Source organism: Streptomyces sp. NPDC048290, from assembly GCF_040652095.1.
In the GTDB taxonomy this organism is placed as follows: domain Bacteria; phylum Actinomycetota; class Actinomycetes; order Streptomycetales; family Streptomycetaceae; genus Streptomyces.
Genome location: NZ_JBEZLM010000010.1, coordinates 201,538 through 215,421, shown reverse-complemented (window position 1 = coordinate 215,421; position 13,884 = coordinate 201,538). Strand labels below are relative to the sequence as shown.

The 13,884-nt window shown below is 72.4% G+C and carries 9 protein-coding genes, 1 pseudogene and 1 riboswitch; of the genes and pseudogenes, 1 reads left to right on the top strand and 9 read right to left on the bottom strand.

The window, feature by feature from the left end:
- Window positions 1–91: 91 nt before the first annotated feature.
- A riboswitch (TPP riboswitch) is annotated at window positions 92–210 on the bottom strand.
- 113 nt (window positions 211–323) lie between these two features.
- The 7 genes from rlmN to rpsB form a co-directional block, all read right to left on the bottom strand.
- Window positions 324–1,430, bottom strand: a complete 1,107-nt coding sequence (gene rlmN / locus AB0D49_RS19565; RefSeq protein ID WP_362758716.1) for a 23S rRNA (adenine(2503)-C(2))-methyltransferase RlmN — start codon at window positions 1,428–1,430, stop codon at window positions 324–326.
- Between the two features lie 78 nt (window positions 1,431–1,508).
- Window positions 1,509–2,207, bottom strand: a complete 699-nt coding sequence (locus tag AB0D49_RS19560) for a hypothetical protein (protein WP_362758714.1) — start codon at window positions 2,205–2,207, stop codon at window positions 1,509–1,511.
- Between the two features lie 116 nt (window positions 2,208–2,323).
- On the bottom strand, window positions 2,324–3,472 hold the full coding sequence (locus tag AB0D49_RS19555) for a phosphatidate cytidylyltransferase (protein WP_362758712.1): 1,149 nt from the start codon (window positions 3,470–3,472) through the stop codon (window positions 2,324–2,326).
- Entirely contained in the window at window positions 3,472–4,029 is a 558-nt protein-coding gene (gene frr, locus AB0D49_RS19550; RefSeq protein ID WP_362758710.1) for a ribosome recycling factor, read from the bottom strand. Before frr ends, AB0D49_RS19555 begins: the two co-directional genes overlap by 1 nt.
- 149 nt (window positions 4,030–4,178) lie before the next feature.
- On the bottom strand, window positions 4,179–4,937 hold the full coding sequence (gene pyrH, locus AB0D49_RS19545; protein WP_362758708.1) for a UMP kinase: 759 nt from the start codon (window positions 4,935–4,937) through the stop codon (window positions 4,179–4,181).
- 222 nt (window positions 4,938–5,159) lie between these two features.
- Window positions 5,160–5,996 (bottom strand): translation elongation factor Ts, encoded by an 837-nt coding sequence (gene tsf / locus AB0D49_RS19540; RefSeq protein WP_362758706.1) that lies wholly within the window; start codon window positions 5,994–5,996, stop codon window positions 5,160–5,162.
- Between the two features lie 216 nt (window positions 5,997–6,212).
- Window positions 6,213–7,178, bottom strand: coding sequence for a 30S ribosomal protein S2 (rpsB, locus tag AB0D49_RS19535; RefSeq protein WP_362758704.1), 966 nt, complete (start codon window positions 7,176–7,178; stop codon window positions 6,213–6,215).
- 274 nt (window positions 7,179–7,452) lie between these two features.
- Here rpsB and AB0D49_RS19530 point away from each other — a divergent pair.
- Window positions 7,453–7,866: pseudogene (locus AB0D49_RS19530) on the top strand (M23 family metallopeptidase); the annotation flags it as partial.
- A gap of 273 nt (window positions 7,867–8,139) precedes the next feature.
- Here AB0D49_RS19530 and AB0D49_RS19525 read toward each other — a convergent pair.
- Both AB0D49_RS19525 and AB0D49_RS19520 read right to left on the bottom strand, forming a co-directional pair.
- On the bottom strand, window positions 8,140–10,908 hold the full coding sequence (locus AB0D49_RS19525; protein WP_362758702.1) for an alpha-mannosidase: 2,769 nt from the start codon (window positions 10,906–10,908) through the stop codon (window positions 8,140–8,142).
- On the bottom strand, window positions 10,905–13,823 hold the full coding sequence (locus AB0D49_RS19520) for a glycoside hydrolase family 2 TIM barrel-domain containing protein (RefSeq protein ID WP_362758906.1): 2,919 nt from the start codon (window positions 13,821–13,823) through the stop codon (window positions 10,905–10,907). The genes AB0D49_RS19525 and AB0D49_RS19520 overlap by 4 nt, the downstream gene beginning before the upstream one ends.
- Between the last annotated feature and the right edge of the window lie 61 nt (window positions 13,824–13,884).

The following is a 13,884-nucleotide window of genomic DNA, read 5'->3' as shown; positions in this document are numbered from 1 at the left end:
GGTGGTGCCCACTGAATGTCCTCCTGGGTGACCAGGAAGAGACGCGGCCCTGCCCGGGACCGCCGAACGGTTCCCGGGCAGGGCGCAACAGCATGAGTGACGACCGATCTCCCTACCCAGAATGACCTGGGCGAGGTTCAGAGGGTCTGCGGCCCACCGTGTCGTCGGCTGCCGCACTCTCAGCGCTGTGGCGCTCCCCTGCCGGATATGAAGATGAGTATGAAGTTATGCCGACCGTGTAGGCGTACACGGATACGGCGAACGCACGAATATACGAACGTACGGCGTCAGACTACCGCCTGCTGTCCGGCCCGCCGTCCGCTCTACCGCTCGGTCGCCGCGAGCTGGCCGCACGCCCCGTCGATCTCCTGGCCCCGGGTGTCCCGGACCGTCACCGGCACCCCGTGCGCGGCGATGGCCTCCACGAACGCCTTCTCGTCCTCGGGCCGGGACGCGGTCCACTTCGACCCGGGCGTCGGGTTCAGCGGGATCAGGTTCACATGCACCGGCCGCCCCTTGAGCAGCCGCCCGAGCCGGTCGCCGCGCCACGCCTGGTCGTTGATGTCCCGGATCAGCGCGTACTCGATGGACAGCCGCCGCCCGGACCGCTCCGCGTACCCGAACCCGGCGTCCAGCACCTCACGCACCTTCCACCGGGTGTTGACCGGCACCAGCGTGTCGCGCAGCTCGTCGTCGGGGGCGTGCAGCGAGATGGCGAGACGGCACTTGAAGCCCTCGTCGGCGAACCGGTGGATGGCGGGCACCAGCCCCACCGTCGACACCGTGATCCCGCGCTGGGAGAGCCCCACTCCGTCGGGTGCCGGGTCGGTCAGCGCGCGGATGGCGCCGACGACCCGCTTGTAGTTGGCGAGCGGCTCGCCCATGCCCATGAACACGATGTTGGACAGCCGCGCGGGCCCGCCCGGCACGTCCCCGTCGCGCAGCGCCCGCATCCCGTCCACGATCTGGTGCACGATCTCTGCGGTCGACAAGTTCCGGTCGAGCCCGGCCTGTCCGGTGGCGCAGAACGGGCAGTTCATCCCGCATCCGGCCTGCGAGCTGATGCACATGGTGACCCGGTCCGGGTACCGCATGAGCACCGACTCGACGAGCGTCCCGTCGAACAGCCGCCACAGCGTCTTGCGGGTGGTCCCCTCATCCGTCGACAGATGCCGGACGACGGTCATCAGCTCCGGCAGCAGCGCCTCCCGCAGCCGGTCACGGGACCCGGCCGGGATGTCCGTCCACTGCTCGGGCTCGTGCGCGTACCGCGCGAAGTAGTGCTGCGAGAGCTGTTTGGCGCGGAAGGGCTTCTCCCCGATCTCCGCGACCGCCTCCTTGCGCTCCGCGGGCGAGAGATCGGCGAGATGCCGCGGCGGCTTCTTGGCTCCGCGCGGCGCGACAAAGGTGAGTTCTCCGGGCTTAGGCATGGCCCTACCAGTGTCGCAGACTCCGAGACCGCCCCCGGCGGCCTGTGGATAACTCCGACCGGGCGGCATCCGTGCAGGTCAGGACGGTGTCTGGGCGATCTCGTCGCGCAGGGTGGCCAGCTCGTGTTCGAGTTCCTGGTAGAGGTCGACGGTGGTCTTCTCGGGGGTGGGCCACACCCGGCCCTCCTCCAGTGCCGCCAGCCGGTCGCCGAGGGTGGCGAGGGCGACCTGCCGGACATGCCAGCCGGGGGCGCCGCGGGTCGCGGCCAGTTCGTCCTCGGCGGCGCGCAGGGCGGGCTGGAGGCGGGCCCGCAGCGGGGCGAGGTCCTTGCGGGCGTCCTGGAGGTTCACCCGCAGCTCGGTCGTGGCCTCGGCGGCACCGAACACGTTGTCCGCCAGCTCGCCCATGCCCTCCACGAAGCCGCCCAGGTCCTCCAGCAGGGGCACGAGCGTCTCGCGGTCGGCGGCCCCCTTGCCGATCACCTGGACCCGGACGGCGGTGAACTCGGCGGATATCCGGTCCATCTGGGCGAGGGCGTCGTCCCCGGGCTCCAGTTGGGCGCGCACCATCTCGACCGGCATCCCCCCGCCGGGCGCGAGCAGTCCGTTGATGTCGGCCAGTTCCCTGGCGAGCAGTTCCCGCAGCTCCAGCAGCGCCTGATGGGACTCGTCCGCAGTGGCCAGCATGGAGCTGACCCGGGCCTCGAACTCGGCGATGGCCTCGGCCGCCACCCGGTCCAGCCGCTCCTGCCGTGCGGCCCGCCGTCTGGCCCACATACGGCTCCACCCCTCCCGGTTCCCCCGACGCCGCCGCGTCGTGTCGCGGCGATCATAGGGAGGACCGGCAGGGGTGGAGCAAACGTTCACTCAGCGGCCCGGCACGGACCGCGCGGTCAGCCGGAGCCGACGAAGACCACCATCAGCAGCCACACCACGGGAGCCGTCGGCAGCAGGGAGTCCAGCCGGTCCATGATCCCGCCGTGCCCCGGCAGCAGCGTGCCCATGTCCTTGATCCCGAGGTCCCGCTTGATCATGGACTCGCCGAGGTCGCCCAGTGTGGCGCTGCCCGCCACCGCGAGCCCCAGCAGCAGACCCTGCCACCAGGTGCCGTCATGGATCAGCAGCTCCATGCACAGCGCGCCCGCCACCATCGCGAAGGCGACCGCCCCGAGCAGGCCCTCGCGGGTCTTGCCGGGGCTGATGCGCGGGGCGAGCTTGTGCTTGCCGAACCGCCAGCCGATCGCGTACGCCCCGGTGTCGCTGACGACGGTGAGCAGCAGGAACGTCAGGACGCGCTGCGGGCCGTCGTCGGCGGTCAGCATCATCGCCACGAAGGTGGCCAGGAACGGCACGTAGAACGCGGCGAAGACGCCCGCGGTGACGTCCTTGAGATAGCCCTCCGGCGGTTCGGTCATCCGCCAGACCAGTACCGCCAGCGCGGTCAGCGCCATGGCCACCCAGGCGCCCTCGGCGCCCCGGACATACCCGGCGACGACCATCGCGGCGCCGCCGACCGCGAGCGGCACCAGGGGCGCCTTGATGCCCTTGCGCTCGTCCAGGCGCCGGGTCAGCTCCCACAGCCCGACCACCACGGCGACCGCTATCACCCCGATGAACACGGCCTTGACGAAGAACAGCGAGGCGAGGATGACCGCGCCGAGCCCGATCCCGACCCCTATGGCCGCACCCAGGTCCCGGCCCGCGCTCTTCTTCTGCGGTGCGGGCGCCGGCTGCGGGGCGTCGGGCATGGGCTCCGGATTCTGCGGCACCGCCGCACGGGGCTGCGCCGACGGGGTCTCGTCGCGGAACGTCTGGTCACGGAACAGGGGGCCGCCCAGACGAGCGGTCCCCCGGTCCTCATCCTGGTCACCGCCGTACGCGGGCAGGTCGGGCACGATGGGCATGGGGCGAGTGTGCTGCGCCTGCTGCGCATCGTACGCGGGACCCGCCGGGGCAGCCCCCTGGACAGATCCGTGCTCGGTGGGCCCCCAGTACCCGGTGTGTCCGGTCCCGGTCGGCGCACCCCAGGAAGAGTCGTTCATCAGACTTCGAGCAGCTCCGCTTCCTTGTGCTTGAGAAGCTCGTCCACCTGGGCGACGTACTTGGCGGTGGTGTCGTCGAGTTCCTTCTCCGCGCGGCGGCCCTCGTCCTCGCCGACCTCGCCGTCCTTGATCAGCTTGTCGATGGCGTCCTTGGCCTTGCGACGCACCGCGCGGATGGAGACCTTGGCGTCCTCGGCCTTGGCCTTGGCGACCTTGATGTAGTCGCGGCGGCGCTCCTCGGTCAGCTCGGGGAACACCACCCGGATGATGTTGCCGTCGTTGCTGGGGTTGACGCCCAGGTCCGAGTCGCGGATCGCCTGCTCGATATTGCGCAGGGCGGTCTTGTCGAACGGGGTGACGACGGCCATCCGCGGCTCCGGGACGGAGAAGGAGGCCAGCTGGTTGATCGGGGTCGGCGCCCCGTAGTAGTCCGCGACGATCTTGTTGAACATCGCGGGGTGCGCTCGGCCGGTGCGGATCGCGGCGAAGTCCTCCTTGGCGACCACGACGGCCTTCTCCATCTTCTCCTCGGCTTCGAGGAGGGTCTCTTCGATCACCACTTGCTCCTGCGTGTTGTGAGTCGGCCCGGCCGCGTCCGCGAGTGGGCGGCCGGCTGCGTCGCGTCTTGTTCCTGCACGGTTCCCGACCGTCCGGTCATTGTCCATCCTCCGGTCGGGGGCCGTACGCGGTCGGGGGCGTCCCCCGGTCAGGCCCGGCTGTCCTCGTCGCCCACCAGCGTGCCGATCTTCTCACCCTTGACGGCGCGCGCGATATTGCCCTCCGTCAGCAGTTCGAAGACCAGGATCGGCAGCTTGTTGTCGCGGCACAGGGTGACGGCGGTGGCGTCGGCGACCTTGAGGTCGCGGGTGATGACCTCGCCGTAGCCGAGCGCGTCGAACTTCACCGCGTCCGGGTTGGTCTTCGGATCGGAGTCGTAGACCCCGTCCACCCCGTTCTTGCCCATGAGCAGCGCCTCGGCGTCGATCTCCAGGGCGCGCTGGGCGGCGGTGGTGTCGGTGGAGAAGTACGGCATGCCCATACCGGCGCCGAAGATCACGACCCGGCCCTTCTCCAGATGGCGCACGGCTCGCAGCGGGATGTAGGGCTCGGCGACCTGCCCCATGGTGATGGCGGTCTGCACCCGGGACTGGATGCCCTCCTTCTCCAGGAAGTCCTGGAGGGCGAGGCAGTTCATCACGGTGCCGAGCATGCCCATGTAGTCGGACCGGGCGCGGTCCATGCCGCGCTGCTGGAGTTCGGCGCCGCGGAAGAAGTTCCCGCCGCCGATGACGACGGCGATCTGGGCGCCGTCGCGGACGACGGCGGCGATCTCACGGGCGATGGCGTGCACCACGTCCGGGTCGACGCCCAGGCCCCCGCCGCCGGCGAATGCCTCTCCGGACAGCTTCAGCAGAAATCGGCCGCGTACTTTGCCGTCGTCGCTCTTCTGGGCCTTGGTGGTCATCGTCTATCCCGCCTCTTTCACGTGGTGCACATACCAAGAAGGCCATTGCCGGTGGGGGGTTGTGGCTCCCATGCGCGGCAATGGCCTCCTCGTCAGATCTGCCGTCGTCCGCCACGCGCGCGTGCGGGACGCAGTGCGCGTGCGGCGCGGACGACTGCGGTCGACCCTAGCGGGATTCCGCCGGGGATCGCGCGTCGATCGCGGTTACGGACGCGGACGGACTCAGATGCCGACCTTGATGCGCGAGAAGCGCTTCAGGGTGACACCGGCCTCGTCCAGGACCTTCTGGACCGACTTCTTGGGGTCGAGCGCGTACGCCTGGCCCAGCAGGGTGGCGTCCTTGAAGAAGCCGTTGACCCGGCCTTCGACGATCTTGGCGATCGCGGCCTCGGGCTTGCCCTCGGCGCGGGTGGTCTCCTCAGCGATGCGGCGCTCGTTCTCCACCACGTCGGCCGGGACGTCGTCCTTGGCGAGGTACTTCGGCGCGAAGGCGGCGATGTGCTGCGCGACGCCCTTGGCGACCTCGGCGTTCGGCTTGTCCAGCTCGACCAGGACACCGATCTGCGGGGGCAGGTCGGGCATGGTGCGGTGCATGTACGCGGCGACGAAGCCGTCGGAGAACTGCGCGAAGCGGTCCAGGACGATCTTCTCGCCGAGGTTGGCGTTGGCCTCGTCGACATACGCCTGGACGGTCTTGCCGGCCTCGATCTCGGAGCCGAGCAGCGCGGCCAGGTCGGCCGGGGAGGTCTTGGCGACGTGCTCGGCGATCGTCTGGGCGACGGCCTGGAACTTCTCGCCCTTGGCGACGAAGTCCGTCTCGCACTTCAGCTCGACCAGGACGCCGGAGGAGTTGTCGTCGGCGATGATCGAGACCACGGCGCCGTTCTCGGCGGAGCGGCCCTCGCGCTTGGCGACGCCCTTCTGGCCCTTGATGCGCAGCGCCTCTACGGCCTTGTCGACATCGCCGTCGGCCTCGTCGAGGGCCTTCTTGCAGTCCATCATGCCGGCGCCGGTCAGCTCACGGAGCTTCTTGACGTCGGCGGCGGTGTAGTTCGCCATGAGTCTGTGAGTCTTTCTCGAAGTCTGGGAGATCTTCTCGAACGTCTGGAAGATCGAAGGTCGGCGGGATGGCCGGTCCGCGGCGCACCCTCGGTGGACACCTGTGCGGCTCCACTTGTAGGGCTGGCGTACGGACCGCCCGCCGACCTACGGGTGAACGGTGGGGGCGGACTTCATGTCACCGCCCCCACCGTCGCGACCTGGCAGTCGGAAGGGTCAGGACTGCTCGGTGTCCGCGGCCGGGGCCTCGGCGGCGGCCGGGGCGGCCTCCTCCACGGGGGCGGCTTCCTCGGCGGGAGCGGCCTCCTCGGCGGCGGCTTCGGCGGGCGCCTCCTCGGCCGGGGCCTCGGCGGCGGGGGCCTCGGCGACGGGGGCCTCGGCGGCGGCCGGGGCGGCCTCCTCGGCCTTCTTCTCGCCCTCCAGCAGGTCGCGCTCCCAGGCGGCGAGCGGCTCACCGGCGGCCTTGTCGCCCTTGTCACCGGTGGCGACACCGGAGCGGGAGATGAGGCCCTCGGCGACGGCGTCGGCGATCACCCGGGTGAGCAGGGTGACGGAGCGGATCGCGTCGTCGTTGCCCGGGATCTTGTAGTCGACCTCGTCGGGGTCGCAGTTGGTGTCGAGGATGGCGACGACCGGGATGTTCAGCTTCCGGGCCTCGCCGACCGCGATGTGCTCCTTCTTGGTGTCCACGATCCAGACGGCGCTGGGCACCTTCTGCATCTCGCGGATACCACCGAGGGTCTTCTCCAGCTTGGCCTTCTCGCGCGAGAGCACGAGAAGCTCCTTCTTGGTCAGACCGGAGGAGGCGACGTCCTCGAAGTCGATCTGCTCCAGCTCCTTGAGCCGCTGGAGGCGCTTGTAGACGGTCGAGAAGTTGGTGAGCATGCCGCCCAGCCAGCGCTGGTTGACGAAGGGCATACCGACGCGGGTGGCCTGCTCCGCGATGGCCTCCTGCGCCTGCTTCTTCGTACCGACGAACATGACCGTGCCGCCATGGGCGACGGTCTCCTTGACGAACTCGTAGGCGCGGTCGATGTACGACAGCGACTGGAGCAGGTCGATGATGTAGATGCCGTTGCGCTCGGTGAAGATGAAGCGCTTCATCTTCGGGTTCCAGCGACGGGTCTGGTGACCGAAGTGGACGCCGCTCTCCAGCAGCTCCCGCATCGTGACGACGGCCATGGCCGTGTTCTCCTTGATTTCTCGGTTGTGCCGCGGATGCCGGACGGCTTCCGCGCCTGACGCCCACTGACGCGCCGTGCCACGAGGGACCGAGGGGCGCTGAACGGGACCGTTTCCGGTCGCCGTGCCGGGGCGTGCGAAGTCGACCCGGTGGCCCGGGTCGCCACCAGAAGTGTACGGGACCCGCGAGGCACCGGGTGACGCCGTTGTCCACAACCCCGCAGTTGTGCACAGGTCCCGGCCAAGATCGTGGCGGTGGGTCCACGGTGGACGCATGGAACGACCCCTGCGGCTGCTCACCGCCATCCTGCTGGCACTGGCCGTGACGGTGCTGCCCCGGGCGGCCCGCGCACAGCCACCGCCCCCGCCCGCGCCGCCGCCTCCGACCGCTCTCTGGCCGGTGGGCGACCCTCCACGGGTGCTCCGTGGCTGGAAACCACCCTTGACGCGGTACGGGTCCGGCCACCGCGGTGTCGACCTGGCGGCGGCCTCCGGCCAGACCGTACGGTCCCCGACGCCGGGCCGGGTCGCCTTCGCGGGCCGGGTGGGCGGCCGGGGCGTGATCACGGTCGCCCTGCCCGGCACGCCTCTGCGCCTGACCTACGAGCCCGTCCGCCCCTCGGTCCGCCGGGGCGACCGGGTGACCACGGGCACGCCGCTGGGCACGCTGGAGTCCGTGGTCCCGTCCCACTGCGCGTCCCGCTGCCTGCACTGGGGCCTGCGCCGCGCGGACACGTACCTGAACCCGCTGACGCTGTTCCACCCCCACCCGATCCTGCTCCCCCTGCACACTCCCGGCACCCCTCCAGCCCGGGGTCACCCCATCCCCCCAGGGGCGCGGGGAACCGCGCACAGGGCAGCAACACATGGCCCCCCTTCAGGGCGGGGAAGCCCAGTACGCCAGGGGCGCGAGGAACCGCGCACGTCACCTCACACCCCCGGCACCTCCCAGCGCCCCCGCTCACACCCGTACCGTCGCCACCCCCGTCAGGCGGACCGTCGCGATCTCCCAGGGCCGCAGCTCCAGTTCCAGTACGCCCGCCGCCACACAGCGCGCCGCTCCGAGATCACGGCCCAGGAGATCGACCCGGCGGCCCCCCTCGAAGGGCCCCCGCAGCACCACCCGCCCCGCCTCCGGACGCAGCGCGACAACCCGCACCTCGACGTCCGCCCCCCGCCGCCGCACCCCGGTGAGGACCGCGCCCTCGACGGAGACCCCCTCCGCGCGGGCGGGCGCCGCGGAGACGTCCCCGGCACCGAGGACCGCGTGCAGCGGATGCCGGAACCGCTCGGCGGCCCCCGGCAACCCGGCACCGCGCCAGTCCCCGGCGTACGGCAGCACCGCGAGGGACACGGTGGTCACGCCCGGCATCTGCGCCGCCGGGGTCGCGATCTGCGGCCCCGCGGGCTCCTCCCGGTAGGGGTGGACGTTCCGGCTGAGCCACCCCGTGGACCGCAGCACCGTGAGGGCCAGTTCCGCCCCGGTCAGCTCGTACTCGGACGCCTGGGTGAGCAGCAGCCCCGCGCCCCCCGCGGCCACGAACCCGTGGGCCGGGAAGGTGGGCACCGGACGCTCGCTGAAGCCCCCCTCGGCGGTCCGCCCGCGTTCCACGACCGCGAACTGCCCCTCCGCGCTGGAGCTGTCGGCATGCCTCCCCAGCGGCACATGGAACCGCACCCGGTGGTCGAGGGAGGCGTTGTCGAGGGTCAGGTCGAGCCGGACGAAGGGCTCCCCCGCGCGCAGTTCGACGTCCATGCGCACGGTGCCGGGCCGGGTCGGTGTCGTACGCCGGTCGGCGTCGCGGTCGACGGCGGCGGGCCAGTCGTACACGCGTTCGACGGTGAGGGTGGTGCGCAGGGGGCCCTCGACCGTGGGCGGGGTGACGCGGACCGCGCGGGGGGTGTCGATCACGGTGTCGGTGGCGGGCGGGGCGTAGTTGTAGGTGTCGCCGCGGTCGCCGCCGTCGGCGATGCGTCCGACGCCGTCCAGGACGGTGCCGTCGCGGGAGACCACCCGCAGGGTGCCGTCGTCCAGGACGGTGACGGTGACCAGGCCGTTGCTGAGGGTACGGCCGTCGTGCCGGACGGGAGCGGGGGCCGGGACGGCGCCGGGGACGACCCGCAGGGAGGTCCAGCCGAGCGCGGGGACCCGGGCGGCGCAGGTCAGGACGCGGTGGGCGGCGCGCAGGATGCGGACGGTCCACTCGCCGTCGGCGCCGGTGACGGCGGCGCGGACGGCGGCCACGTCGAAGGGGCGGTCGCCGCCGTGGCGGGCGACGGTGAATTCCAGGACCCGGCGGGCGGGGTCGCAGGTCCAGTGGGTGATCTCGCTGCCGAAGAGTTCCCGGCCGTGGATGCGCGGGAGGAAGGCGGGCAGCCGGTCGCCGGGGTGCCGTTCCTCCAGCAGGACGAGCGGGGCGCGGTGCTCGGTCTGGGCGGGCAGCCGGGTGCCGTCGGCGAGTTCCACGCCGATCTCGTCCCAGTCGTCGGGGACCTCGGCGTCGATCGTGATCTGGTCCTCGCGCGGGGCCGGGGTGGGGTTGAGGACGAGGACGGCCTCGCGGGAGACCTGGCGGGCGAGCCCCGCGGCGACCCGGTCGCGGACGGCCTGGCCGAGGTGCTCGGCCTCGCTGATCCGGGCGTGCACCTGGACGGCGGTCTCGTCCACCCCGCAGCCGGTGACGGAGTCGTGCCCGGCGGCGTCGACCAGCCGCCACCAGGCCAGGTCGAGGAAGCGCTCGGGCCACTCGCGCGACCAGAGCGCGGCGAACGGCTCGGCGTACCGCTCGACCAGGCGCTCGGCGCGTCCCATGGCCTGCTTGAGGTGCGGGCGGGCGGACAGCACGCCGGGGAGGATGTTGGCGTGGGCGTGGCTGCGCAGCTCGCCCGCGACGACCGGCAGCCCGGCGTCGTGCGGGTCGCGGTCGCGGACGTAGTCGTCCAGCGTGACGATCCGTACGCCGACGTCGGCGGGGTCGAGTCCGGCGACCAGGTCGACCAGCGAGCCGACGGGCGCGGAGTGGTCGGTGCCGTACATGGCGAGGACGGGATCGGTGCCGAAGGACGGCTCCAGGCGCCGGCCGAGGGCGGCCATCCGCTCGGCGAAGTGCCCGGGGTCGGAGAAGACATAGGCCGCGTTGCCGTAGCCCCCGGCGAGGTACTCGGTGCGGACGGAGCTGCCGTCGGGCGCCTGCCAGCGGAAGGCGTGTCCAGGCACCCCGTCGGGGACCCCGCGCCAGAGGCAGGCGTGGTCGAAGCCGGCGGCGGCGAGGATCTGCGGCATCTGGGCGCAGTGGCCGAACATGTCGGGGAGGTAGCCGACGGCCATGGAGCCGCCCAGCTCCTCGGCGCGGCGCAGGCCCAGTTCCAGGTTGCGGACGATGTTCTCGCCGGAGCAGAGGAATTCGTCGAGCAGGATCTGCCAGGGGCCGACGGCGAGGCGGCCCTCGCGGACCAGCCGGGCGATCCGCTCGCGGTGCTCGCCGCGGACCTCCAGATAGTCGTCCACGGCGGCCATCTGGCCGTCGAGGGTGAAGCGGAAGCGGTCGTCGGCCTCGGCGCGGTCGAGGACCTCGTCCAGCAGGTCGACCAGGCGCAGCCGGAACCGCTGGAACGGCTCGTACCACTCGCGGTCCCAGTGGGTGTGGGGGACGAGCCGGACCTGGGGGGCGGGCGCACGGGTGGTGTCGGGGGTCGCTTCGGGGGTGGTGGCGTCGGGGATGTGGGTCATCGCGCGGGTGCCTCGCTGTCGTGGTGGGGCCCGGGGAGCGGCTCGGGGAGCGGGGTGAGGGTCTCGGGGAGCGGCTCCGAGAGGGGAGTGACGGGCTCGGAGAGCGGCTCGGAGAGGGGGGTGAAGGTGAGGACGAGGCTCGCCCGGTGCGGGTGGAGCCGGTGGTGGGGCAGGACGCCGGGGCCGCAGGCGGCGGTGCCGAGGCCGTGCTGGGCGATGTCCAGATTGAGGTGGAGATGGTCGGAGGGGACCAGGTCGGTGGTGTGGCGGGCCGCGTCGAGGTGTTCGGAGGTCCAGCGGCGGGCGGTGAAGGCGAAGTGGGGTTCGCCGTCGATCCGCAGCCCGGCGCCGGTGCCGTCGGTGCCGGTGAGCCGGAGGTGGCGGACGTTGAGCCGGTTGCCGTTCTCCTGGGGATAGACGTTGGGCGTCTGGAGGGCGTCGACATCGGAGGTGAAGCGGCCGACGCGGGCGGCCTGCCGGAAGTCGGCGTACGCCTCGCCGGGCCCGCGGCCGTACCACTCGACGGTGTCGAGGGCGGCGGGCAGCGCCATGCGCAGTCCCAGCCGGGGCAGGGTGCAGGGCCACTCCCCCTCCGGTTCGACGTCGAGCCGCAGCCGCAGCCGGTGCGCGTCGGCGCTCCAGCGGTAGTCGGCGCGCATCCCGAAGCCGAGTCCGGCGGGGGCGACCCGGGTGCGGACGACCAGGACGCCGTCGCCCCGGTCGATGTCGAGGAGGTGGTGCTGGAGCCGGTGGAGTCCGGCGGCCCGCCAGGTCTGCTCCTCGGGCGCGTCGGCGGCCCGGTCGTTGTCGACGGGCGCCCGCCACAGGTCGAGCCGGGGGCTCTGGACGGGGAGGTGGCCGAGGGCGGTGAGGTGTCCGGTGCGGGCGTCGAAGCGGCCGGGGCCGAGCCGCAGCGCGGTGCCGTCGGCCCGGACCGGGGCGCCGGAGGCGGGGGCGGGCGGGGGCGGGGCGGGGGTGACGGGGAGCTGCCCCCAGGCGACGACATGTCCGGCCGCCGCCCAGGGGGTGTCCCCGGCGAGCCGGGCACGGACGGTGAGCCAGCTCTCGGCGGCGGTGGCCGGGAGCGGGGGCAGGGCGAGATCGGCGCTGCCGCCCGGTGGCAGGTCCGGGACGTCGAGGGCGCCCACGGCGATCTCGGTGCCCTGCGCCTCCAGGGTCCAGTCGAAGGAGAGGTGGTCCAGCGGGACGCAGTCGTACAGGTTGGTGATCCGCAGTCCGCCGCGGGTGCCGGCGATCCGGACCGGCTCGAACACCTTGGCGAACTCGATGAGCGCGGGGGACGGGGTGCGGTCGGGGTGCAGCATGCCGTCGATGACGAAGTTGCCGTCGTGCAGCGGCTCACCGAAGTCGCCGCCGTAGGCGAAGTAGGGGCGGCCCCGGTCGTCGTGGCGGGCGATGCCGTGGTCGAGCCACTCCCACACGAAGCCGCCCTGGCAGCGCTCGTGCCGTTCGAACAGCTCCCGGTACTCGACCAGACCACCGGGGCCGGTCCCCATGGCGTGGGCGAACTCGCAGAGGATGAAGGGCAGTTCGCGGCTGCGCGGCGGGCCCAGCTCACCGCGCCCGATCCGGTCGACGTCCTCGTGCGAGGCGTACATGCGGCTGTGCACGTCCACGTACGCGCAGTCGGCGTCGCCCTCGTAGTGCAGCGGGCGGCCGGGGTCGCGGCGGCGGGTCCAGGCTGCGGTGGCGGCGAGATTGCGCCCCGTGTGGGCCTCGTTGCCCAGCGACCACATGATCACCGAGGGGTGGTTCTTGTCGCGTTCGACGGTCCGGGCCATCCGGTCGAGGTAGGCGGCGGCCCAGCGCGGGTCGTCGCTGGGGTTGTCACGCCAGCCGAGTTCGGAGAAGCCGTGGGTCTCCAGGTCGCATTCGTCGATCACCCACAGCCCGTACCGGTCGCACAGGTCGAGGAAGCCGGGGTCGGGCGGGTAGTGGCTGGTGCGTACGGCGTTGACGTTGTGCCGCTTCATCAGCTCGATGTCGGCGACGGCCCACGCCTGGGGCAGCGCCCGGCCCAGCTCGGGGTGGAACTCGTGCCGGTTGACCCCCCGGAACACGATCCGCCGCCCGTTGACCTTGAGGACGCCGTCGTCGATGGAGACGGTACGGAAGCCGATACGCACCGGGACGCGTTCGGCGCCGGTGTGGACCTCGCCGTCATAGAGCCGGGGGCTCTCGGCGCTCCAGGGCTGTACGGGCACGTGGGCAGACTGCCCGGCGGGCAGCGCGTCGATGCCGAGGGCGGGGACGCTGACCCGGACGCCGGGGTCGGCGTCCAGGCGCAGGGTGCCATGGCCGGTGGTGTGGTCGTAGTCGGCGTGCAGGGTGTAGTCGCGGACGCCGCCCTCGGGGCGGGCCAGCAGGGTGACGTCCCGGAAGATCCCGGAGAGCCACCACATGTCCTGGTCCTCCAGATAGCTTCCGGCGGACCACTGGTGGACCCGGACGGCGAGCACATTGCCGGTCGGGCGCAGCAGCGGGCCGACGGCGAACTCGGACGGCAGCCGGCTGCCGGTGGTGATGCCGAGTTCGGTGCCGTTGAGCCAGATCCGGCCGCAGGAGTCGATGCCGTCGAAGCGCAGCACGGCGGGTCCGGCGGGCCAGTCGGCGGGCAGGTCGAAGGTGAGCCGGTGGTCGCCGGTGGGGTTGTCGGAGGGCGGGGCGGGCGGGGTGACGGGGAACGGGTAGCGGATGTTGGTGTAGGCGGGGCGGCCATGGCCGTTGAGCTGCCAGTGCCCGGGGACGGGCAGGGGGTGCCAGGCGGAGTCGTCGTAGGAGTCGCTCTCGATCCCGTCGGGCGCCTCGGCCGGGGACGGCGAGAGGTGGAAGCGCCAGGGCCCGTTGAGGCTGAGCGCGGCGGCGTCGGAGCGGAAGGCGGCCCGTGGCGGCAGCGCGCCGCGCCCGGGGGCGGGGTCGTGGAGGTAGGCGAGGGCGGGGTGCCCTTCGGGGGCA